The sequence below is a fragment of the Neobacillus rhizosphaerae genome (assembly GCF_937468385.1).
GTDB lineage: Bacteria > Bacillota > Bacilli > Bacillales > Cytobacillaceae > Neobacillus > Neobacillus rhizosphaerae.
Map to the genome: position 1 here is coordinate 66,657 of NZ_CALBWS010000021.1, position 22,859 is coordinate 89,515.

Consider the following 22,859-nt stretch of genomic DNA (forward strand, 5'->3'; position numbering starts at 1 on the left):
CACTTTTGTACCTCTTTCAAGGGAGTTCTCCTTCATTTTAACAAGGAATTAGTCTTTGAAATTTTGATAAATATTAAAAATCGGTGAAATATACGTAATCAATACAATCATCAAAATAGTAATAAACATAAAATTTTCTTAAAAGAATTATCTTAAAAACTTAAACTTCGCACCTTGATGAGTAGGCATAGGAGGAATACTTGGCCAGTTAGAATTCTCACAAAATGCTAGTTAATACAAAAAACATCTCATTTGGAAAGGGTTTCACAATTTATACATAATATTTACAGTTAATATCTTTTATAATTAATAGTGTGACCAAATAAAAAAAGTAGAGGTATTAATCATGAAATATAAAAATAAACGCAGTTCTAATATGGGGAAAATTATTGTATTAACTGTAGGCCTATTAGCGATAATTGGTATTATATTAGTATTTAGTTATACTCCTGAGCCTGATAAAGAAAATGTTAAAACGCTTAATATGGAAGGGCAACCTACTATTGGTGAAAAAAATGCCAAGGTTCAAATTGTTGAAATGGGAGATATAATGTGTCCAGCATGTAAAGTTTGGAGTCTTCAGTATTTTCCTGTTATAAAAGAAAAATACATAGATACAGGAAAAGCAAACTTCTCCTTCACAAATGTTTTATTCCATGAAGAACCTTCAAAAATAGGAGCCCAAGCATTTGAAGCAGTTTATGAATTATACCCAGATTATTTTTGGGATTATGTACACAATCTATATCAAGCGCAGCCAGAAACTTCTAATCACGATGAGGTTTGGGTAAACCAAGATGTAGTTGTTGATGTTGCAGGTAAAACAATCCCTAATTTTAACAAAGACGAATTTAATGCAAAAATGAATAGTCGAGAAGTACTAGACCAAATAAGTAAAGATGATTCACTAGTAAAAGAAGTAGGATTAAAATTAACCCCTGGTATCTTTATTAACGGAGTTGAATTAACTGACCCATTTGATATGGACAAAATAAACGAACTAATTGAAGAGGGGTTAAAGTAATGAGAACTTCTAATTCAAATTACAATGTATATTTTTATGCCGCAGCTTGGATGGTGGCCATTACTGCAACACTAGGGAGTTTATTCTACAGTGAAGTAATGAATTTTATCCCTTGTAGTTTGTGCTGGTATCAAAGAATATTTATGTACCCACTTGTTTTAATTCTAGGAATTGCAATCTACCATAATGAATATAGTATTAAAAAATATATATTAGCAGTTTCATTTATTGGGTGGTTAATTGCGCTTTATCATGTTTTACTTCAAAAAATACCTGCAATGAAGGCAATTGAACCATGTAAGCAAGGTGTTCCATGCTCTGTTGATTATGTAAATTATTTAGGATTTATAACTATTCCAATGATGTCATTAACAGCATTTACTTTAATAATCATATCTATTTGGCTTGTAAAAAAGTAGCTGCTGCTACTTTTTTATTTTTGTTATAAAAGTATCTCTAATATAATTTTTACCATTTATATTAATTGAAAATAGAAATAGTTCTTAGTACCTCTAAAGCTTGGCTGAAAAATACAAATTTGTTTTCACTACTTTCTAATATTTGTATCTAAGTTACAATAATGGTGAAATTAATCGCATAAGGGATTCGAGTATTCGTTTTCGAATACTTCGTTTTTGAAATGAATTCCATCTAATTTCCATGGATTCTTTAAAATCTTGCTCGAAATCACGCTTTATATCTAAAACCGTTTTAGATTCATATAGTACTGAAATGAGCTCATAATTAAGCTCAAAGCTACGAATATCCATATTTGCTGTACCAATTGTTGCGATTTCATCATCAACAAGTACAATTTTTGCGTGCATAAATCCATCTTTATAGTGGTAAATTGAAGCTCCTGCTTTTAGTAGTGGTGTAAAGTAGGATTGAGATGCCTGGTCACTAATAACACTGTCACTTTTTCCTGGATATAGAATGCGGACATCAATTCCAGCGGTTGCGCTTAAACGTAGTAATGTTAATGTTTCTTGATCTGGTATGAAGTAGGGTGTTGCAATCCAAATTGATTTTTTTGCAGATCCCATAATTGCTAATAGCGCATTACGAATGCTTATGTCATCTGAGCTTGGGCCACTTGCAACGATTTGAACAGCGCCTTCAGCTTGATGAATTCCACGTTCTGGAAAATAATCTCTGTTAATAAATGAATCCCAAGAATAATTGTTTAAACCGCTAGAAGCATAGAGCCAATCCTCTAAAAAAATTGCTTGTAGTTTATATAATGCTTTTCCTTCTATTTTCAAATGACTATCGCGCCAGATAGGAAACTTTTTCGAACGGCCGAGATATTCGTCACCAACGTTGAGCCCACCTGTAAAACCAATTGTTCCATCTACAATAACAATTTTACGATGGTTACGATAATTGACTGTTTCAAGCAGCCACTGTGAAAGAATAGGATCAAATTCGATAACCTCAATTCCTGCATCCCTCATAGGTTGTAAGAAGCGATTTCGTAGTGAATTGCTTCCAAGCCCATCATAAAGAAAGCGTACAATTACACCGGATTGTGCTTTTTTTATTAATGCCTCCCGAATTTTTGTACCGATTTCATCTGAGCGATAAATATAGTATTGGATATGAATGTGATGCTGTGCGCTTTCGATAGCTTGGATGATTTCTGTAAATGTTTCTTCCCCGTTTGTTAAAAGAGTTGTTGCTGTTTCATTTGCGACAGGACCACCGCCAAATTTTTGTATGACCTCTTTTAAATAGGTAGACCGCTCACTTAATGAGGATGGTAATGGAGATGTTAAATCAAAACGCTTATCTGTTAAAATTTCTCGGAATAACTTTCTTTGTTCCTCTGCACGATGTAAATGCTTTTTTCGTCTCCAACGGCTTCTGCCAAAAAGTAAGTAGAATAGTACGCCTATAGCCGGAAGAAGTGCTAATACTAAAAACCACGCTAATGTACTTTGTGGGGAACGATTTTCAATAAAGATAACAAAGGAAATCCCTATAAGAGTGATAGGCCATAATATACCTACAAGAGTGTTTAGCGATATGATGGATTTATTTACGAGAATAAGGATAAACAGTACAATTGCAAACACAGTTAATAATTGAACGATACGATTTTTCATATGTATAAAATTCACCCATTCTTTCTTAAAATTTGTTGAATATTGAACATGAATCTCTCTCCTTTGTACTAACGTAAGTGGTATTAATTCCCATTATTTTCAGGAAAAATCATTGATAATGATTAGTACCTGGTTCTAATATTTAATTATAAAACCGAGTATAAAAATAGTAAAGGGGACAAACGAATGCGATCAAAAGCAATAATTACAGCTATTGGTACCTATGTACCCGCATTCTGATTCTTGATTAAGTGAGGGTGGTGGAAGTACTTATTACTACCCAGTGATAGACATCCCGAAATGGATAGCGTCCTACTTTAAGGGGGGTTAACAGAAGACAGTTCTCGACATCTTTTTTTAGACATTGGATGTAAAAAGCGGTTTTGGAAGCAGGCTGAAGGCATTTTTAATCAAACGTTTGAGTAGTGTTGGAAAATAGGAAAATGAGTAGAATTATGTAGGTTCAATAAAATAGAATCATTTACTCCGGAATCTTGTTCTTTTTTCTGCTAGCACCTTAATGTTTCATAGACAAAATATTATCCTATGAGATGAAAAAATTCCTTATATATCAATGATCACTCAGTACTTAATTAAACGATTGAATAGTATAGCATATACGGAAATCAGTCGATATGTAGCATTAAAGGGGATTAGCTTATCTGTGTGTTAGTCATAGTCCATTTATCTATCATCTTTCAACAAATTTTTTCCGCTTTCAGATGAATAAATCTTTATTTAATAGGGTTTGAAGCGGATGTAATCAAACGTTTGATTAGGAAGAACCAGAGGAGAATCTAGTCGAAGTATGTATCTTTAGGCAGGCCTCGTCCTAAACAAGGTGGTTAACATCCCTACAGGAATAGCGGGCTTTTCGTATTAAAATGATGCCTTATTCAATGCTGCATCCAACCATAACCAAGAGCCAACTAGTCAAAGGGGCTTTCTTTTTCTCTTTTATAGATTGGGTCCTCATCCATTAGTTTAATATGAAAAATACGAACAGTGCCTAGCACTGTTCGTATTATGGTTTATAATTAATGCTCAAAGATGAGACAACCATCAATAGGGTAAAAATAAACAGAAAAATACTTAGACTGATTCCCCATATGGCATAAAGTCTCGATCGTTTTCTGGTAAATAGCCCAATTATGCCGAGAAAAATACTTAGCATTGGAAGTTGATAAATAAAGATTCCAGGAAACACTTTTTCTTTTATTAAAAGGGCAACATTTAATCCTGCTAACGAAATGAGCGCAATTAGAAAAGATAAAAATCCAGATATTGTTGGTAAGCTTTTATGCTTAGCTTTTTTCTTTATTCCCAGTTCCATAGCTTTACCTCCCCAACTTTTAGTGCGCGTATTTCTTTCATATCTTGAAGCTTTCTAATTTCTTCAGTCGGCCCAGTTATGACTGCGCCGTACACCTTTATGCCATGTTCTTTAATATAGGCCAAACGGCTGCTCATGGATAATGATTTGGCACGGGCAACTTTTTCAGCAACGGATTCATTTTTTTCAAGCAGTGATAAAATATCAAGAAATACCTCTTCATTTGATTCTCCATTGGTCTTAAATGGGGACCAAGTGGTGTGGTCGTACTGTGCAGGATAACCTAGTGGCGTAATCGGTACTCCCTCTTTATCTTCTTGAGTGATTTCCATTCCTGTATCCACCGCGAACCAGCGAAGTTCCATATTTTTTGGCAGGCTTTCTTTCAAATCGTCTGGTTTCATTAAATGATTTAACGATATATAGACCTCAGAGACAGTCCCGTCCGGAAGCTTTTTTAATATATCCCACCCATCTGTCGTAGAAAATGGAATACTTGCCTTTGGATGGACCATGACTTCCGTTTCCTTAGTTGGGTTTTCAGCTAACGGCCGATCTAACAACAGATTTTTCTTTGGAAAACTAGGCTGGTCTAACAGAAAATCAATATCATAGTTCCCAATCTTATAGTCTTCTTTCCCAATCTTTTTTAAAACATCAAACTTTATATTCATCGAAAAGAGACCAATGTCATCCTCTACCTTTAATTTTTCTAAGCTCATATTGGGCTCAGTCACATAAATCGTTTTTGTGACAACATCAATTAAATGATCCGCCCTGCCGCCAATTCCGTAATACATGTAAGTGGCTAATGTCATAATCGGTACAATCAGTAGCAAAATAGCCAGGCTTACCATGATATTGGTTTTTCGCGCCATATTTTTTCCAAGATTGACAATCTCTTTTTGTCCTTCTTCTGTATATGGGTGAAAGTCATTTATTCCATTCATTGATTCCTTAAGATAGTTTTGATAGTCATCCATTTCATTTGGAACATGATTCTTTTCATCACTCATCTACCATCATCCTTTCTTTTACTCTTTCCATGACCTTTCTTCGTCCTCTATGCAAGTGGCTTTTTAGCGTATTTACTTTCATATTAAGAATTTCCGCTGCTTCATTGTATTTAAGCTGATGCAAGTCACATAATAACAAGACATGTCTTTCTTGCTCCTTTAATGAATGAATATCATTTAGCAAAAGTTGAAAACTTTCTTTTTCAAGCAGCTTTTTTTCCGGCGTTTCCATGGAGAGATTGCCCCGTTCTTCTATCTGGTCCTGAATGATCAGACGCTTATTTTTTCTTTGAAAATCGATAAAAGCATGATATGCCACTTTAAATAGCCATGCTCTGATATTGGAAATTTCATAATCCTCCAATTGCAAATACGCTCGGTAAAAAGCCTCTTGAACCAAATCCTCAGCGATAAAATGATCCTTTGAAAGGGAAAAAAGATATCGATATAAATCATTCACGTTTTCTTGATACGCTTTATCAAGCTCCACTGCTGCTCCCCCTTTCAACCTAACCACGTTTAACGATAGCAAATTGTTGCAGGAATGGAAATTTTTTATTTAAATGTAAGCGTAAACCGGTGAAATCTTATGCTAGAGTGCTATTTCTACTATTAATAGTATTGGTAATGGGGTCAGAAGCACACTAAGCAGCCTGTTTTCTTTTTAAATTGAAAAATAAAATTGAAACTAGTGTGATCAGGCCACTATATTATTGTGTTTGTCACGCATCGAAGTTTGTCGGATATTGTTAGTTTTTTGATAGAGTATGTAATTTAGGTAACTTCTATAAGACAGTTTCCCCGGTGACTCTGGGTGATATTGTCCAATAGAGCTGCTCTATAAGACCGATTCCTGGTGTCATAGGGTAATCTTGTCCAATAGGTAACTTCTATAAGACAGTTCCCGGTGTCACAGGGTGATAATGTCCTATAGGAATCTTCTATAAGAACGTTTCCCGGTGTCACAGGGCGATATTGTCCTATAGGAATCTTCTATAAGACAGTTACCCGGTGACTCTGGGTGATAATGTCTAATAGAGCTGTTCTATAAGACAGTTTCCTGGTGTCACAGGGTGATATTGTCCTATAGGAATCTTCTATAAGACAGTTTCCCGGTGTCACAGGGTGATCTTGTCCAATAGGGATCTTCTATTAGACAGTTTCCAGGTGGCACTAGGGAATATTGTCCTATAGGTAACTTCTATAAGACAGTTACCCGGTGTCACAGGGTGATATTGTCCAATAGGTAATTTCTATAAGACAGTTTCCCGGTGTCACAGGGTGATATTGTCCTATAGGAATCTTCTATAAGACAGTTTCCCGGAGCACAGGGTGATATTGTCCAATAGAGCTGTTCTATAAGACAGTTTCCTGGTGACCCAGGGTGATAATGTCTAATAGAGCTTTTCTATAAGACCATTTCACCATGACACTGAGAGATAATGTCCAATAGAGCTGTTCTATAAGACCGTTTCCTGATGTCACAGGGTGATCTTGTCCAATAGGTATCTTCTATAAGACCGTTTCCCCGTGACGCTGGAGGATTATGTCCAAAAGAGCTCTTCTATAAGACAGATTCACGGTGACCCAGGGTGATTATGTCTAAAAGAGCTTTTCCATAAAACCGTTTCGCCGTGAGCCAAAGCATAAGACCGCCCCCTTGCTTCCTAGATAGGTATAGATTTGAATAAATTTGCTCTAAACTAAGAAGTCTTAAAAAAATCAGCTTAGGTAATGGGGTTATTAAGATGCGAGCATACTTTCAATTTCATTCAAAACTTGATTCGTTTCGTCTTTTTTCAGTGGAGCACCTCTTAACGATTGGGATTATTTTCGTTCTTTGTATTCTCCTGTATGTTAAGAGGGATGAGCTTAAGGAGAATGGGAAGCGAAGGATTTTTCGTTTCTCTTTGGCTTTTCTCTTAGTTGTGTCCGATGTTTCGGAACATCTTTGGCTTGTTGCTGAGAATGCTTGGTCAATAAGGAGAGATTTGCCGCTGCATCTCAGTGATATTGTCGTTATACTCGCCATTGTCATGCTGCTTACGGGAAGCTATAAACTTTTTCAATTCATGTATTTTGCAGCGCTTGGTAGTTCCATTCAAGCCATATTGACACCTAATCTTGGCAAGTTTTCGTTTCCACACTTTCAATATATCGAGTTTTTTGTTTCACATGGAGGGGTAGTATTAGCTTGTTTGTTTATGGTGGTGGCCTTCAACTATCGGCCGACCATTCCTTCCCTGTGGGTGACCATTCTGATTGTGAACCTATATGCAGCATGTGTATTTTTCCTTAATAAGTTGTTGGGAACAAATTACCTATATATCATGAAAAAACCTAGAACCGCTTCCCTTTTAGATTATCTCGGTCCATGGCCGTGGTATCTTCTTTCACTGGAGTTGGTGATGATTGTTAGCTTTTACATTCTCTATAGTCCATTTTGGATCAAAGGGAAAAATAGATGAATAAACTGGGAAGCAAGGGGACGGCTCTTTTGCTTCTTCTATTTTTAGAATCACCCCTTCATGTGGCCGGGGAGATTCTGTATCAACTGAACCACGAGAGCTAGCTTAGACTCAATACGATAAAGGGTCACCAAGATGGGGAATTCCCCCTCATAAATGAGCGGGATGATTTTGTTCCACGAGTTTTCACTCCCTTCTCCTAATGGTTCAAGAAGAGGCCGACTTCATGGTGAATCTAGCCAAAGAACCGACCCTATGCTTGTCACTAGCCTTTTTTTATTTTTACGCCATTTAGCCTATTACTATAAAAAGATTGCCCAAGCTATTTTTCCTTAATTGCATATTTTAGAGTATTACGTTAAGGAAGTGACTATAATGGTTCGTATTATTGATTATCAAGCAACAGAACCAGTTCGTAAGGTTAATCAAATTAGACCGAGAAATATTCCTCATTCTCCGAAAAAAGTTGTATTAGCAACTATTCGTATAACGATTCCTCGAAATAATGCAAATAATAATCATGTAGAATTAATTGCGACAGTGGGAGTGCGCGGGGTTACTGGTACATCTCAACTTTTATTTAAAATCTTTCGTGATGGAAAAGAAATCTTCAGTTCTCAAGATGGAGTAGAATCCGATCCTACATCAGAGGTTAACTATACTGAAACATTTCAAGCTATAGATATGAATGTGGGACAAGGTGCCCATACTTATCAAGTAACTGCTGAAAATATTACCAATGGTACGGAAGCAGCAGTTGTAGGACCAATTTCCTTTAGTGGTTTAGCAATAGCTCCTTCTGACAAAGATCATGATAGTGATCAAGATCAGAGCACGAGTCGAGATCGTATCACGAGTCGTGATCGGGACAGAAACCGAGACATGGAACGAAACACGAGTCGTGATCGGGACAGAGACCGAGACATGGAACGAAACACGAGTCGTGATCGAGACCGAGACAGGGAACGAAACACAAATCGTGATCGAGACCGAGACATGGAACGAAACACGAGCCGTGATCGTGACAGAGACCGAGACATGGATCGAAATACAAATCGTGATCGAGACCGAGACAGGGAACGAAACACGAGACGTAGCATGAATCGTGATCAAGATCGAGAAAGAAATATGAGAAGTGGTTTTGATAATATCTTCAGAATGTTCTAGGGATATAAAAAGGTTGCAAGGTGACGGTTCTCTTGCTTCTTTTCAGTCCTGTTTTTTACTGTTAGTAAGTTTACTTTCGTTAACAATGATGGCCACTGTGAAGGTTTGGCCATTTTTTTTAAAGTTAAATCGTATTGCGAACACGAAGATCGGGTGTCAGGCACAATCGAGATCTGGCTTTTTGACTGTTTTGGAGGGAGCTGGAAGTGTTGGAGGGTAATATCGAGAGGAGTAAAAATATAAGCCACAAATTCAATTCGAAAAGTGAAGTTATAGTTCTGGTTTGGTTATCTGTTTATTACTTGATGAGTTTTCAGCAGGTTGGAAGGAAAGGTTTTGGGGTAAAGAAGGAAACATTATACGATATTTTAAAACAGCTTTCCGATGGCTTTTTTAAAATATGTGACGTAGAAATAAGTCCTGAAACAGAGGAAGTAATTAATTTTACTAGGCAAAATAGAAAAAATGCATTTGAAAACTTTGAGCAACAAAAAGGAAATCATCTTTTTATTGAAGGTGAAATAACTGCTAAATCTTTTGACCCGATGAATATCGTTCCATTTGAAGATAGGCTATTACATAAGAACTTTATAAAAGTAGGAATTAACAATGAGGACTATCTTGTTCAACAACCTGTTATAGTCAATTGTAAAGGTGGACTTCAAAATATAATTAAATTACATCTGATATTAAAGAATAATCCCATTGAAAATATCGACTCGCTTACAATTGGCGATATAGGAGTGATAAAGGGAAGGATTGAGAAAAAGAAAAATGTTTTACATTTATATGTGAATTAGGACCATTTCTTCTTCAACGGGCGCGTTGATTAAAGAAGGATTAACGCTTATTTTAAGAATTAACGCATATTTTTGTGGAAATTCTTCAACAACAGTCAGTTTAGTGGAAGAATCGACTGTAGCTCTTATTAAACAATCGGGCCATATTGTTGAACAACACCTAGATATCTAGGTTAAACTTTAGAAGAGATTGTGAAAGTTTGTACTTAAAGTAACGGGCAGATTAGTTAAAAAAAGACAATAAAACTCTTCTTAACTCATATAAATGAGTTAAGGGGGTATTTGATGAAATTTACTTACCAATCAATTCTAATGGTTATATTTATTTTTTTAATGATTTCTTTGGTTGTAATATCAAACATTAATTTTTCATCGCTAAAAGTGAATAATTCTATTGGAATATTAAGTGGTGAAAAACTCTTTTTACAATTTTTTAAATCGGAGAATCATACCTTTTTTCCTGAAATGGACAAGCATGTTCTCACAGTTTCAAAAATGACAAATTTAGCTTTCCAAATAGGAACAACGATCAAACCCACTGATGCAAGAACGTTTTTAGGTAATGAAATCCCTGGTTTAAGAATGTATGATACTGAAATTGTAGTAGCTGGTGAAGGGACCAACCTAACTAATCTTCCATACGAATCTGCTCCTCCGATGGAAGTGCTACTTAATGAAAGGAAAGTAGCTGAAGAATCGTTAAAACAAGGGGATACACCTCAAGGTAATCAACCTATTCCTAATCCTGATAAAAAAAACGTATTTATATATCATAGCCATAGCTGGGAATCATTTCTTCCTTTGTTGGTGGGAGCAAAAATACCTAATGAAGCTGTCAGTTCGGATGAAAGGGCAAATGTAGTTGGTCTAGGAGAAAGACTAGCAACCGATTTAATTAACAAAGGCATTGGTGTTGAACACAATAAAACAAATATGACTCAAGAGTTAAAGAAAAAAGGATGGAACTATAAAAAAGCATATACAGAATCGAGGGAGATTGTACAAGCAGCAGCAGCCAATAACGCAAACCTAAACTATTATATTGATATTCACCGTGACGATGCACGTAAAGGTATTACTACTAAGACGATTAATGGTGTAAATTATGCAAGGCTTTATTTTGTGGTAGGAAGAGAAAACAAAAACTATCTAGAAAATCTTGAATTGGCAAAAGCTTTGAACGCAGAACTAGAAAAAAATATCCAGGGATTAGTAGAGGTGTCTTCCTTAAAACCTATAAAGAGGGTAATGGTGTTTATAATCAGGACATTTCAAATAAAGCAATGTTGCTGGAAATTGGTGGTGTAGATAATAACTTGAATGAACTCCATAATACAATTGATGTATTTTCTGATATACTGGCTGATTATTATTGGAAATCAAATGAATCAAAAGAGGTAAATGGAAATGGTTAAATATTTTCCCTCGTCCGTAAAATGGTTATTGTTTACTTTTATTAGCACAGTTTTGTCTTTTTGCCTTACAGGTTTATCTTCTATAACAATAAGTGCTTTCTTTACTGGTTTTATGTTTTCAATAGCACATTTATATCGAAACAACTTAGAAAATATAGATTCATAACACATATGCATTTTTCCAAGTTTGAAGATGGTGAATAATATACGAAGAAAAAACACCCTTTTTACAAAGGATGCCTGCATTTAGTTATTTCATTTGGCTTTAACCTTCTTCTTTTGAAATCAATAGCCTGCCACTCTATCGTTTTTTCATTGCTAAAAGTGATCGTCACTAAATCATTGGGAGGACCATGAGCACCTTCAAATGTTGTTACCTGTACCGTGACATTAAATAAGTAACTGCCTATTGGCAACTGCTTGATTTGGGTTATTTTACCATACATATTTTGTTTAATTTCGCCATATTGCTTCTTCAATTCCTGTTGAATTGAGGGATAAAGCATTATGAAAATCAAGTCATCACGCAACTGTACATCATTTTTAGTTACGGTTTCAGCTTTGACAGGTGAATAAAAGAAAAGAGAGAAGCAGGCAATCAATATTAAAAGGCTTTTTTTCATAAAAATCCTCCATTCCATGTTTCTCTTAGAATGAACAATTAAAGAAATTCTTATTAAGCTAACGGGTGCAAGAGTTCAAGAGCCAGCTGCCTATTTTGGCTGCTTTCTTCTTGTGCTAACGGGGCAGATAAGTAAAAGAAGGGTTATCTTACATTTAAAATAATCTGAATATTATGAAACTAAATGGTGTGTTTTTCGTCCAATATATGAGGAGGTTATTATGAAAAAAATTATATTATGTTTGTTTTTAATAGGAATGTTAGTAGGTTGTTCAGAAAAAATAGAAACAGTAAAAAAAGAGGATTGGGAAGTAAGTCCAACTTTTAATATTCCTGTTACATTTGGAGATGGAACAAAAGGAGAATATGTTTTGGTTGGAGAGGAAGGAAGAATTGGATTTTTAGTTGGCTCTGGTAAAGAGGGAGAAGCAGAAGCTCAACCAATTATTGCAGGAAAAGGTAATAAATATATGTGGCATTTTTGGGGAGAAAAAGAAGAATTTGAGGGAAATTTAAAAGTTGTTGGTATTAACGAAAAAGGTGAAGAACACAAAGTCCTTATTAGAAATGCGGGAACACCTAATAGTGAAAAAGTTTGGGAGTATCCAGAAGTTGGAATAAGTCCTAATAATGGAGCTGATACGCACGTTCCATCAGGTATGGAATTTCCGACAGAAGGATTATGGAAGCTAAACGTTTATATTGGTGATAAATTATTTGGTGAAATTATTGTAAATGTTGAAGAAAGCTAATTTCTTATTCAACTATTGGGTGCTTTTCTTCAATAATGGAGAAAGGCTTTTTTCTTATTCAAGTAAAGTAGCAGGTTAGAGAAAGAAGGATTTATTAATGTTCTTAATGAATTATTTATTAAAAAGAAAATATGGGGGTACCGAATATGAAAAAAGACCTACTTGAATACATAAAGGTTGCAAGTTTTGTTATTATAGCAATTAGTTTATCTGTTATTGCTTGGAATTCCTCTAAAGAAATTTCATATCTCCAAGAAATCGAAGATCAATTAGGTAACATTAAGGTAGCACTAAATACTCATCTTGAACGATAATAAAATAGGGATTATTATAAAACTAGGGTTCGTTAATCCAGGAAGGATTAACGACCTTTTTGTTGAACTCTTATTGTGCTAACTGGGGCGATAGCGTAAAAAAGCAACGGAACTTCCGCTGCTTTTTCTTTGTTTCTTTTTTAAAAATATTTTCTATAAAACTCTCTTCTAAGGCTACCACTTAATTGAGCATAAATCCTAGTGGTCTCGCTCTTTTCGTGCCCTAGTAAACTTTGAATAACATCAATGGGAGCCCCATTGTTCAATAGGTGCGTGGCATAGCTGTGGCGTAGTTGGTGAGGATGGATTTCTTTGTTGATCCCTGCCCTGCACGACTTGAAATTCGTTTAATAATGTACCTCATTTGGGCAATGCTCATTATATGCGGGTGACGTTCAGTGACAAAAATAGCTGGGTCTTTATCCTGACGGAGGTCTAAGTATCGTTTCAACCAGATTTCACAACGTATATTAAAATAGACCTCTCTTTCTTTATCACCTTTTCCAAGAACAATTGCAGAGCGATTTGACCAATTAATGCTATTCTTTTCTAACGACACAATTTCACCTATTCTACAACCTGTTGAGAACATAAATTCAAATAATGCCTTTTCCATTGGAGTAAAGCACGCTTCCCTTAAAAGCTCAATTTCCTTTTCAGTTAAAAATTTTGGAATACGTTTCCCTTGTTTTGGTTCTTTGATTTTCGTTGCTGGATTTTTAGAGATATGTCCTTCTTCGTTTGACCACCGAAATACGGATTTAATAAATCGAATTCGATGAGCTAAACTAGATGGTTTTAAGTGTTCACTAGACTTTGCTAAGTATTCTTTCAGCTGATCTGTCGTTACTGATTCAATATTCACATCGCCAAATTGTTGAATGAGTAACTTAGATTGGAGTCTATATGCCTTTAATGTTTGTGGAGAGAACCCTTCAATCCTTTTATCAGATTCGTAAAGTTCCCAGGCTTTTGATAACAGCAAAATAAATACCTCCTAAATTGGCTATATTAGAGGAATTATTGCCTTCATTATAGAAATGAAAACATTGGATATTGAACTATCGAAGAAGATTAGTGAAACAAGAGGGAACTAATCCTATTGATTTAAGTATCTAAAGAGAGGTGAATTTTTTGGAAAGGAAAAGTCTGAAGATATTCACTAAAATCTCGTGCTTTATAGCAATGGCTACGATTATTGTTATACCAATATCTGTATACACATTATCAAGAACTTCAAACGAGAGCGTGGATTCTATCATAGGAGTGTTTGCATTACTCGCATTTCTCATTTCCTTGATTGGTATTCCTTTGAGCATCATTTCAATGTTCAGCAAACAAAATTTAGCTAAAAGAATTTTTGCTTTAATTGTAAATTTATTGCCTATCAGTCTTATTGTTTACACTCTAATTATGGAATTTATAGATGAATTTCTCCGAACTGCACCTTAGACGAAATCAAAAAATCTATTAATGGCTCTTTGTTGTGTAAACCTGCCCTCTGGCTGAAAAATAAAAAGATAACACTATAATAAAATCGTTTACCAGAGCCTTTTTATAAAAAAACAACATTCTTTACGAAAATAGCCTTATAAAAACAAAATTGTGAAGGAATGTACTGAAGCTAACTGGCAGAAGAGTTTAATAAATATTTTGGTTTTATATGGTAAAATTTATGAAAAGAGATGAATTATACGAGAGGGGTGTATGGGGTTGAAAAATAAGTTAAGAAAATCATCAACAGATAAGTCTATAACAGGTGTTTGTGGTGGTATAGCCGAATACTTCAGTATATCTTCATTTGCGGTAAGACTTATTTTTATATTTTTACCTGCCAATATACTTATATATTTAATTCTTACTAATGCGATGTCTGATAGCCCTCCGACATTATAAGTTCATATTGAAGTAACGGGTGCAAGAGTTCAAGATCATAATGAGTTGCGGTGGCAGCTCATTTTCTTATTAAACTAACGGACAGGTTACTTGAAGAAGGAAAATGTTAAATATAAGGGGAATTTATACTGGAAAAAGGTTTTTTTAGGGAGCTGGTTCAAGTGAGTAGTTTTGATAAAAAAAAGAAAGATGGAATAGAATAAAATCCAAAGGAAAAAAAAGATATGTTTTAAAAACATTATTAATTTGGGAAGTTTGGTTATTGTTGATTACAATAGTTTACGTGTTTGTGTTTAAGAGAACAGAATTAACCAATATTCCGATTGTTATTTTTAGTTCTCTAATGACCATAATAATCCTTAGTCCCTTGGGAGTATGGATCGGAAATAACAGTTGGAATGCTAATATGAGAAGGTTTGAAAAGTAGGTTATGTTTGTGTCAACCTCCTTTTATTATCAAGGTTAGCTTTGTGAAATTATGTACTTAAAGTAACGGGTTGCTTGAGTTGAAGAATGCTGGCCAATCCAGGGCAGATTTTTTATTGAACTAACGAAGCTGGATTGTTGAAAAATGTGAAAAAGAATTTATGAAATTAATAAGGTGTTGAATATTGTGGATGAAAAGCGGATTTACAAACCACTTAAAGAGTTTTCTAATGAGCAAATAAGAGAAATATTCAATAGTAAAGTAATTGATGAACTTATTACTCTTCCTCTTTCTGTTGGTGAATATCATATAAACTGGAAGTATGCACAGGACCTATGTGCCAAGCTATCTGAACACGAGAATCCACTAATAAGGGCGAACGCAGTGTTAGGATTTGCGTACATTGCAAGAACAAAAGGTATGTTAGAGAAACACATTGTTAAACCAATTGTATTAAAAGAACTTCGAGAAAATCGAGAATTCCACTGGAGAATAATTGATGCTATAACTGACATAAATCTCTTTATGAAATGGAAAATTGGAGCAAAATCAATTATGGAATAGAAATAGTGCTTATTGTACTAACGTGGACGATTATTCACTAGAATGGTCGTCTTTTTCTTATTCAAGTAACTGGCAGGTTAGTTTTACAATAATTCTCGAATTACACTTTACATATACTCACTTATATGTTAGATTACTCAATAATAAATTTGACAAAGGGAGGTGCAAGCAATGTTAACTGTTTTTAGAATTCTGTTTGGTAAAAATGTAAAAATTGGTAATGGTTTAGCAGACAAAGGGAGTAGTCTGTCCTTTTTTATGCTATACAACCATACAAAAACAGTTATCGGAGCTTTGCCTCTATGGCAAATAAATTACAAGGCAATGACTTAGAGTCCTTATTTATTTGTGCATATTTTTTAAGTTCGGCACCGATAATTCTATCAGTGCTTTTTTTGTGTTTATTTTTAACTTAAGGGATAGACAACTCCTTTCTATTTACTCCTATAAAACTAGAGAGTCTTATGGAAGGATGAGAAGGATGCAATTAAAACAAAGCAATAAGTATAGAAGAATAAATGAATTCTTAAGGGAACATAATTACCCTAATTTTAGAATGAAACAAATATTGAATGCCATTTTTAAAGAAAGAATAAATAAATTCAACGAAATTAATGTACTTCCAAAATCGTTAAGAGAAATTTTAGTTAAGGAATTTGGAGAGTCTATTTTAGATATTGTTCCTTTAAAGGAACAACATTCTGAGCAAGTCAATAAAGTCTTATTTGAAATTTCAGGAAATGAAAAAATAGAAACGGTAAATATGAAATATAAAGCTGGGTGGGAATCATTTTGTATATCTTCTCAGTGCGGATGTAATTTTGGGTGTAAATTTTGTGCAACAGGTGACATTGGATTAAAAAGAAATTTGACTTCAGATGAAATAACTGACCAAATCCTCCATTTTTACTTACAAGGTCATTCAATTGATAGTATTTCTTTTATGGGGATGGGAGAAGCGCTTGCCAATGTACAAGTTTTTGATGCCTTAGATGTACTCACTGATCCTACGCTGTTTGCTTTAAGCCCTCGTAGGTTATCTATTTCAACTATTGGTATTATACCAAGTATAAAAAAAATGACTCTGAATTATCCGCAAGTCAATTTGACGTTTTCGTTACATTCTCCTTTTAATGAACAACGAAGTAAGTTGATGCCGATTAATGATAGGTATCCATTATTAGATGTAATGGACACATTAGATGAGCATATACGAATAACATCAAGAAAAGTATATATTGCTTATATTATGTTACCTGGTGTGAATGATTCTATTGACAATGCTAAAGAAGTAGTAAGTCTATTAAAAGGTCGATATAAAGAAGGACGTTTATATCATGTAAATTTAATCAGATATAACCCAACCGTCAGTTCTCCTTTAAGGTTCGGTGAAGTTGATGAAGGTCATGTTGTTAATTTTTACAAAAAATTAAAATCATCAGGTATTAATGTGACCATTAGAAGTCAATTTGGAATTGATATAGATGCTGCTTGTGGTCAATTGTATGGAAGTTATCAAAAGAACAACAAGCAGTAATTTGAAGTGAAGATGATGCTGAATTGTATTCTGTATAAAAATTTGTTAATATAAAAATACAATGTTGAGAGGACTGATGGATGGACAATGATTAACTAATCTATATTTTTATTTGAAAAGAATAACTTCAAACTACAAAATATAGGATTAGTCTATCCATTTTTATAAATCGGTTTACACTTTGTTTGTCATGATTCCAATGGCAAAAAAGAACTTATTTACTATAAGTGAAAGACTAATCCTTCCAATTACAAAATGGGAGGATTTTTTATTCTTTCATAGTTAAGATTGATATTTTTTAATCTGTAACTTTAACCTAATAAATAAAGGAGAGAGAGAAATGAGCAATTCAGACACTATTGTTACGCATGTAATACTCCGTATAAGTCGTTAATATCCATCAAACTTATACGGAGAAATTTAGAATAGATGGATGTGCCGACTTTGTATAAACAGTAAAAAAGTGTTGATATACAAAGGAGGAATTATCATGTCAATGATACAAGTTCAAGACTTAACTTTTTCTTATCCAGGTAGCTTTGACAATATATTTGAAGGTGTAAACTTTCAAATAGATACGGATTGGAAACTTGGATTTATCGGTAGAAATGGCCGAGGTAAAACAACATTCTTTAATTTATTATTAGGGAATTATGAGTATAGTGGGAAAATCATTTCTTCGGTAGAATTTAATTATTTCCCTTATCCAGTTTCGGATAAAAACAAGTATACTCACGAAATCGTTGAAGAAATTTGCCCCCAAGCAGAAGATTGGGAATTTCTTCGTGAAATATCCTATCTAAATGTTGATGCCGAGGTCATGTACCGACCATTTAAAACATTATCAAATGGAGAACAAACAAAGGTGTTGCTTGCTGCACTTTTTTTGACTGAGGGCCAATTTCTTTTAATTGATGAGCCAACCAATCATCTAGACACTGATGCACGAAAGATGGTCTCTGATTATCTAAGGAAGAAAAAAGGGTTTATTTTAATTTCACATGACAGAATCTTTTTAGATGGATGCGTTGACCATATCTTATCTATAAATAGGGCAAATATTGAAGTTCAAAGTGGTAACTTTTCTTCTTGGAAGTTAAATTTTGATAGACAGCAGGAACACGAAGAGGCAACAAATCAGCGCCTACAAAAAGACATAGGGAGATTAAAACAGTCTTCAAAGCGTTCAGCAGGTTGGTCTAATCAAGTGGAAGCTTCCAAAAATGGGACAACGAATTCGGGTTCTAAGTTGGACAAGGGTTTTGTAGGACATAAAGCAGCAAAGATGATGAAGAGAGCAAAGAACCTTGAATCAAGGCAACAAAAAGCTATTGAGGAAAAGTCAAAACTGCTAAAAAATGTGGAAAAAACCGAGTCATTAAAATTAGAACTATTTGAATTTCAGTCAAATGAATTGATTGTTTTATCTGATGTGTCTGTTAAGTACGATGACCAAGTAGTGAATAAGCCAATTAGCTTTATAGTTGAACAAGGAGACCGAATTGTACTTGATGGAAAGAATGGAAGCGGCAAAAGTAGTATCCTAAAACTAATTCAAGGAAATCCGATACAGCATACAGGTACAATGAATTTAGGTTCAGGCCTCATTATTTCCTATGTCCAACAAGATACTTCTCATTTGAAGGGTCTGTTATCGGACTTTATTGAAGAGCATGAGATTGATGAAACGTTATTTAAATCCATCCTACGGAAGATGGATTTTGACCGAATTCAATTTGAGAAAGATATATCTCATTACTCTGGTGGACAAAAGAAAAAGCTGCTTATAGCCAAAAGTTTATGTGAAAAAGCTCATTTATATATTTGGGATGAACCGTTAAATTTTGTTGATATTTATTCGCGCATGCAGATTGAAGAGCTTATTCAAAGATTTAATCCCACAATGGTTATTGTTGAGCATGATCAGGCATTTCAACAAACAGTTGCAACAAAAACCATACCTATGTAGTTAAATATAAAGAATTGAAGATATAATCAGTAAATCAGGTTATTAAACTATAGGGAGCATTAATTCAAGAAGGATTAATGCTCTTTTTCGTTGAAGTTTCTTCTTGAGCTAAAGTGGCAGGTTAATTCAATTAAAAGTATGATTAATATAGTATAATTTTACATAAGACTATTAAAATGATGTTCTAAAGAAGGAGAAACCATAATGGTCACATACAATAAACCAATATTAGACTTAGTCCAATTTGATAAATGTGATGTTCAAGGATTAATCGAACTGTCTGCATCAGTTGGATGGGATTATGATGAAAAGGAAATTGGAACTGTTCTGTCATCAGGAAAAATATTTGGACATAAAAATGCTGAAGGGAAAATTGTGTCTAGTGCTGCAATAATTTCTTATGATACTTCTTTAGCTTCAATTGGTATGGTTATAGTTAATAAAGATTTTAGAGGTATGGGATTAGGGAAAAAGGCTACTAGGAAATGTATAGAAAGTGTTTCTAAAGGAACTACCGTTATGCTAATTGCAACAGAAGAAGGAAAACCCCTCTATGAAAAAATGGGCTTCAATACTGTTGATTTTGTTCATAAATATCTATGTGATAATTATATAACTATTACTAAACCTTCGAATAACAGTGATATTATCATTGAAGAGTTTAGTGGAGTTGATATTGATGAATTGCTTAAGCTTGATGAGGACGCTTTTGGAGACAAAAGAAGTCGTTTCCTTATGAATAGAATAAAACAATCAGAAAGATGCTTGGTTGTAAAAGATAATAATGGAACAATTGTGGGATATGGACTTTCCATTTTAGGGACAATTAATCTCATATTAGGTCCTATTGTAGCACCAGACTTCCAAACAGCATTAGTCTTAATTGATAAATTATCTTCAAAGCATAAAGGGAAATTAAGAATTGATGTCCCATCAGGTAATGATAAGTTTATGATGTTATTGGAGAAAAGTGGATTTATTAATGTGAGTCAACCACCAATAATGGTAATCAATTCTGTTAATATGCCTTCTAGAAACAATACATTATTCGGGATTGCTGCCCAAATTTTTGGGTAGTTTGTGAAAAGATGTACTTAAACTATCGGGGTGCATTAGTTCAACAAGCTAAAGGCAGCAATCATGATCGTATCTTAATCTTCAGCAATCGGGAGCTTATTTATATAAGGTTGAGAATCGTTCTTAACAGCTGTTAATGACAAAGAGTAAAGGACTTTTTTTAAAATACACGCGGTAATGGCTACCCTGAATGGTTTTCATTCTTCTCTTTTTTGTCGTAAAACTCTCTTTATCTTTTATTGCGTGGAATGATCTCGTCAGTCGTTTTCATTTAGGGCATCCCGAATTCCATTCCGAACAGCGAACCAACTAAAAGAAGTGCTGACCAGAAAAGTAGTTAAAAATAGTTTTTTAAGTCAGCGACTTTTTAGTCTTTATTCTGTTGTTTTCGAATCTCGACAATATTCTTCCATACAGCTTTATTATCAATTTCAGCAAAACTGCGTATACTTGGGGTTGTATTTACTTCAAATAATATGGGGGTTCCATTTTTATTTAGTCCAAAATCCATACCATATTCTCTGCGTGGAAATTGAGAGGAGATTCCTTTAGCTGCTGAAATAGCCAATCTATTAATAGTCTCTATAGTTTCAAATTGATTTCCTTGATTTAATTGTAAATGTAGCGTCAATAATTCGTTTATCGATATTACCTTGGCACCTCGATGAGAATTAACAATTCCATTACATTCAGCTTCTGCCAATCCAATTTTTCCATACATTCCACCTACCAACCATTCATCTTCTAGAAGTTGAACATGAACTCGAATCATAAAAGGCTGCCCATTTTGTGTCACACTTTCGATTCCTTCCTGGATAACATAAGGCCCACTTTTTCTGCCAAATTTTAAAAATGGATGTAGAAACTGATGAAACTCTGTTATTGATGAAACACATTTATTTATATGATTACCTTGAAAAGTAAAGCCATTATAACAATATAATCCGTCTTGTCTTTTAAGGATTTTAAATATTGCCCTTCCTTGGCCTGTAGTATTGTGTTTTACATAAACATGATCATAACGATTAATTAATTCTCTAAAATTTTTAATACTATACATTTTGGTTTCTGGAATACTACTACTTATTAATGGGTCTTGTTGCAACAGTAAATATTGTTCCCATTTTCCTACTGCATCGCTCAAAAAATACACCTCATTTTTAATTTACAATCTTTTAGTAATTAACTGTATTATGGGGTATTTATTAATTACTCTTATTTACTTTCGTAAAGTATACCTGCCAAATTTTCTTCCTTAGTATCTATTCCAATGTACTGAAGATATTCTTCCATTATAGTTAAAAAAAGATTTATATCATTTACAGTAAGATCACCAATATTAGCTACTCTAAAAGAATTCATATTTTTAAGTTTTCCTGGGTAAATTGTAATACTGTTTTTATAAAAATAATCATGCATGTTGGTGAAATTATATGCCTTACATGTAGGCTCTAAAATGGCTGTAATTAATTTCGAATGATTCTCTGCAGGGACAATGTATTTAAAACCAAGTTTCGTGAGTCCCTCGATTAATGTTTCCCATAACTGTGAATATCGTTCATATCTTTCTTTCACACCTTCTTCTTTTAATTCAATAATTGCTTGTTTTAATGCATATATTGTCTGAACAGGAGGAGTAAAACGCATCTGTCCTGTTTCTATGAAATATTTAAATTGTGAATGAAGATTTAAATAATAGTTAGTGGGCTTAGTTGTTTTTTTTTTCTCTAATTTATTTTTTGGGGCTATAACAAACGAAATTCCTGCCATTCCTTGAAGATTTTTATTGGAACTTGCAGCTAAATAAGCTATATTCATTTTGTTCATATCAATAGGGATGGCTGCAAAAGAACTCATAGCATCTACCATCATTTCAATATTCTTTTCCTTGCAAATAGTTCCGATCGCCTCAATATCGTTTAATAATCCCGTTGTTGTTTCATTATGAACGACTGCAAGATAGGAAACTGTTTTCGGAAGTTTTTGAATAAACGTTTTCAATATATCTAATTGAATGGGGTGATCTGGTGGACTTTTAAACTCATACCAATCTAATTGATACGCATGAGCAATTTCACACAATCGCTGACCGTACGCACCATTATTAATTATTACGATAGCCCCGTCAGTCATAACAGAACTTAAGATTGATTCTACAGAAGCAGTACCTGATCCTCCGAACAAAACTGTAGCATATTGCTCTTTATCTGCTACAAAGCTAGTTAGTTCAGAGGAAACAAAATGCATTATGTGAAAAAAATCATTTTCACGGGGACAAATATCGGGTACCACCTGTGCGTATTTAACCGAATCTGTTGTAGTGGCAGGACCAGGGTTTAATAATATATGTCTATTAACTTTTTGCATATT

19 protein-coding genes and 3 pseudogenes are annotated in these 22,859 nt (G+C 34.1%); 14 read left to right on the plus strand and 8 right to left on the minus strand.

Features of this window, described 5'->3' with window-relative positions:
- Positions 1–346: 346 nt before the first annotated feature.
- Together M5A78_RS15615 and M5A78_RS15620 are read left to right on the plus strand one after the other, a co-directional pair.
- A complete protein-coding gene (locus tag M5A78_RS15615) occupies positions 347–1,024 on the plus strand; it encodes a thioredoxin domain-containing protein (RefSeq protein WP_248736200.1) in 678 nt (225 codons plus the stop codon).
- Positions 1,024–1,443, plus strand: a complete 420-nt coding sequence (locus M5A78_RS15620) for a disulfide oxidoreductase (RefSeq protein WP_248736201.1) — start codon at positions 1,024–1,026, stop codon at positions 1,441–1,443. Before M5A78_RS15615 ends, M5A78_RS15620 begins: the two co-directional genes overlap by 1 nt.
- A gap of 153 nt (positions 1,444–1,596) precedes the next feature.
- On the opposite strand, the gene M5A78_RS15625 is transcribed toward M5A78_RS15620, so the two are convergent.
- The 4 genes from M5A78_RS15625 to M5A78_RS15640 form a co-directional block, all read right to left on the minus strand.
- A complete protein-coding gene (locus tag M5A78_RS15625; protein ID WP_248736202.1) occupies positions 1,597–3,132 on the minus strand; it encodes a cardiolipin synthase in 1,536 nt (511 codons plus the stop codon).
- Between the two features lie 1,024 nt (positions 3,133–4,156).
- Positions 4,157–4,465, minus strand: coding sequence for a hypothetical protein (locus M5A78_RS15630; RefSeq protein WP_248736203.1), 309 nt, complete (start codon positions 4,463–4,465; stop codon positions 4,157–4,159).
- A complete protein-coding gene (locus tag M5A78_RS15635; RefSeq protein ID WP_248736204.1) occupies positions 4,450–5,481 on the minus strand; it encodes an anti-sigma factor in 1,032 nt (343 codons plus the stop codon). Before M5A78_RS15635 ends, M5A78_RS15630 begins: the two co-directional genes overlap by 16 nt.
- Positions 5,474–5,971, minus strand: coding sequence for a sigma-70 family RNA polymerase sigma factor (locus tag M5A78_RS15640; protein WP_248736205.1), 498 nt, complete (start codon positions 5,969–5,971; stop codon positions 5,474–5,476). Before M5A78_RS15640 ends, M5A78_RS15635 begins: the two co-directional genes overlap by 8 nt.
- A gap of 1,258 nt (positions 5,972–7,229) precedes the next feature.
- On the opposite strand from M5A78_RS15640, the gene M5A78_RS15645 reads away from it, so the two are divergent.
- The 4 genes and pseudogenes from M5A78_RS15645 to spoIIP all read left to right on the plus strand — a co-directional run bounded on the left by M5A78_RS15645 (position 7,230) and on the right by spoIIP (position 11,331).
- Complete coding sequence (locus tag M5A78_RS15645) at positions 7,230–7,949, plus strand: YwaF family protein (RefSeq protein ID WP_248736206.1); 720 nt, start codon at positions 7,230–7,232, stop codon at positions 7,947–7,949.
- Positions 7,950–8,324: 375 nt separating this feature from the next.
- A pseudogene (locus tag M5A78_RS15650) lies at positions 8,325–8,756 on the plus strand (exosporium protein C); the annotation flags it as partial.
- A gap of 566 nt (positions 8,757–9,322) precedes the next feature.
- Positions 9,323–9,916 (plus strand): hypothetical protein, encoded by a 594-nt coding sequence (locus M5A78_RS15655; RefSeq protein WP_248736207.1) that lies wholly within the window; start codon positions 9,323–9,325, stop codon positions 9,914–9,916.
- Positions 9,917–10,498: 582 nt separating this feature from the next.
- Positions 10,499–11,331 (plus strand): annotated as a pseudogene (gene spoIIP / locus M5A78_RS15660) (stage II sporulation protein P).
- A 227-nt stretch (positions 11,332–11,558) separates the two neighbouring features.
- Here spoIIP and M5A78_RS15665 read toward each other — a convergent pair.
- Positions 11,559–11,954: a DUF3888 domain-containing protein gene (locus tag M5A78_RS15665; RefSeq protein ID WP_248736208.1), complete on the minus strand. Its 396-nt coding sequence runs from the start codon at positions 11,952–11,954 to the stop codon at positions 11,559–11,561.
- A gap of 220 nt (positions 11,955–12,174) precedes the next feature.
- Here M5A78_RS15665 and M5A78_RS15670 point away from each other — a divergent pair, with 220 nt between their 5' ends.
- On the plus strand, positions 12,175–12,705 hold the full coding sequence (locus tag M5A78_RS15670; RefSeq protein ID WP_248736209.1) for a DUF4871 domain-containing protein: 531 nt from the start codon (positions 12,175–12,177) through the stop codon (positions 12,703–12,705).
- 146 nt (positions 12,706–12,851) lie between these two features.
- The gene (locus M5A78_RS15675; protein ID WP_248736210.1) at positions 12,852–13,019 is read left to right on the plus strand and encodes a hypothetical protein; all 168 of its coding nucleotides are present in this window, start codon (positions 12,852–12,854) and stop codon (positions 13,017–13,019) included.
- A 140-nt stretch (positions 13,020–13,159) separates the two neighbouring features.
- On the opposite strand, the pseudogene M5A78_RS15680 reads toward M5A78_RS15675, so the two are convergent.
- Positions 13,160–14,004, minus strand: a pseudogene (locus M5A78_RS15680) (tyrosine-type recombinase/integrase).
- A gap of 722 nt (positions 14,005–14,726) precedes the next feature.
- Here M5A78_RS15680 and M5A78_RS15685 point away from each other — a divergent pair.
- The 6 genes from M5A78_RS15685 to M5A78_RS15710 all read left to right on the plus strand — a co-directional run bounded on the left by M5A78_RS15685 (position 14,727) and on the right by M5A78_RS15710 (position 20,489).
- The gene (locus M5A78_RS15685) at positions 14,727–14,915 is read left to right on the plus strand and encodes a PspC domain-containing protein (RefSeq protein WP_406603708.1); all 189 of its coding nucleotides are present in this window, start codon (positions 14,727–14,729) and stop codon (positions 14,913–14,915) included.
- 613 nt (positions 14,916–15,528) lie between these two features.
- Positions 15,529–15,906: a hypothetical protein gene (locus M5A78_RS15690; protein WP_248736212.1), complete on the plus strand. Its 378-nt coding sequence runs from the start codon at positions 15,529–15,531 to the stop codon at positions 15,904–15,906.
- Positions 15,907–16,077: 171 nt separating this feature from the next.
- Positions 16,078–16,239: a hypothetical protein gene (locus tag M5A78_RS15695; RefSeq protein ID WP_176699795.1), complete on the plus strand. Its 162-nt coding sequence runs from the start codon at positions 16,078–16,080 to the stop codon at positions 16,237–16,239.
- 148 nt (positions 16,240–16,387) lie between these two features.
- Positions 16,388–17,443 carry a Cfr family 23S rRNA (adenine(2503)-C(8))-methyltransferase gene (locus tag M5A78_RS15700; RefSeq protein ID WP_248736213.1) on the plus strand — a complete coding sequence of 352 codons (1,056 nt, stop codon included), beginning with the start codon at positions 16,388–16,390 and terminating at the stop codon, positions 17,441–17,443.
- A gap of 490 nt (positions 17,444–17,933) precedes the next feature.
- Positions 17,934–19,412 carry an Lsa family ABC-F type ribosomal protection protein gene (locus tag M5A78_RS15705; RefSeq protein WP_248736214.1) on the plus strand — a complete coding sequence of 493 codons (1,479 nt, stop codon included), beginning with the start codon at positions 17,934–17,936 and terminating at the stop codon, positions 19,410–19,412.
- Between the two features lie 204 nt (positions 19,413–19,616).
- Positions 19,617–20,489, plus strand: coding sequence for a GNAT family N-acetyltransferase (locus M5A78_RS15710; protein ID WP_248736215.1), 873 nt, complete (start codon positions 19,617–19,619; stop codon positions 20,487–20,489).
- A gap of 367 nt (positions 20,490–20,856) precedes the next feature.
- Here the strand turns inward: M5A78_RS15710 and M5A78_RS15715 are convergent, their stop codons facing one another.
- Together M5A78_RS15715 and M5A78_RS15720 are read right to left on the minus strand one after the other, a co-directional pair.
- On the minus strand, positions 20,857–21,633 hold the full coding sequence (locus M5A78_RS15715) for a YheC/YheD family protein (protein WP_248736216.1): 777 nt from the start codon (positions 21,631–21,633) through the stop codon (positions 20,857–20,859).
- Between the two features lie 71 nt (positions 21,634–21,704).
- The gene (locus M5A78_RS15720) at positions 21,705–22,856 is read right to left on the minus strand and encodes a 2-aminoethylphosphonate aminotransferase (RefSeq protein ID WP_248736217.1); all 1,152 of its coding nucleotides are present in this window, start codon (positions 22,854–22,856) and stop codon (positions 21,705–21,707) included.
- Between the last annotated feature and the right edge of the window lie 3 nt (positions 22,857–22,859).

Bases quoted from the DNA above. Each gene is read 5' to 3' on its own strand.
- M5A78_RS15615 (WP_248736200.1), top strand. From the start codon at position 347: ATGAAATATAAAAATAAACGCAGTTCTAATATGGGGAAAATTATTGTA.
- M5A78_RS15620 (WP_248736201.1), top strand. From the start codon at position 1,024: ATGAGAACTTCTAATTCAAATTACAATGTATATTTTTATGCCGCAGCT.
- M5A78_RS15625 (WP_248736202.1), bottom strand. From the start codon at position 3,132: ATGAAAAATCGTATCGTTCAATTATTAACTGTGTTTGCAATTGTACTG.
- M5A78_RS15630 (WP_248736203.1), bottom strand. From the start codon at position 4,465: ATGGAACTGGGAATAAAGAAAAAAGCTAAGCATAAAAGCTTACCAACA.
- M5A78_RS15635 (WP_248736204.1), bottom strand. From the start codon at position 5,481: ATGAGTGATGAAAAGAATCATGTTCCAAATGAAATGGATGACTATCAA.
- M5A78_RS15645 (WP_248736206.1), top strand. From the start codon at position 7,230: ATGCGAGCATACTTTCAATTTCATTCAAAACTTGATTCGTTTCGTCTT.
- M5A78_RS15665 (WP_248736208.1), bottom strand. From the start codon at position 11,954: ATGAAAAAAAGCCTTTTAATATTGATTGCCTGCTTCTCTCTTTTCTTT.
- M5A78_RS15670 (WP_248736209.1), top strand. From the start codon at position 12,175: ATGAAAAAAATTATATTATGTTTGTTTTTAATAGGAATGTTAGTAGGT.
- M5A78_RS15675 (WP_248736210.1), top strand. From the start codon at position 12,852: ATGAAAAAAGACCTACTTGAATACATAAAGGTTGCAAGTTTTGTTATT.
- M5A78_RS15685 (WP_406603708.1), top strand. From the start codon at position 14,727: ATGGGGTTGAAAAATAAGTTAAGAAAATCATCAACAGATAAGTCTATA.
- M5A78_RS15695 (WP_176699795.1), top strand. From the start codon at position 16,078: ATGTTAACTGTTTTTAGAATTCTGTTTGGTAAAAATGTAAAAATTGGT.
- M5A78_RS15700 (WP_248736213.1), top strand. From the start codon at position 16,388: ATGCAATTAAAACAAAGCAATAAGTATAGAAGAATAAATGAATTCTTA.
- M5A78_RS15705 (WP_248736214.1), top strand. From the start codon at position 17,934: ATGTCAATGATACAAGTTCAAGACTTAACTTTTTCTTATCCAGGTAGC.
- M5A78_RS15710 (WP_248736215.1), top strand. From the start codon at position 19,617: ATGGTCACATACAATAAACCAATATTAGACTTAGTCCAATTTGATAAA.
- M5A78_RS15720 (WP_248736217.1), bottom strand. From the start codon at position 22,856: ATGCAAAAAGTTAATAGACATATATTATTAAACCCTGGTCCTGCCACT.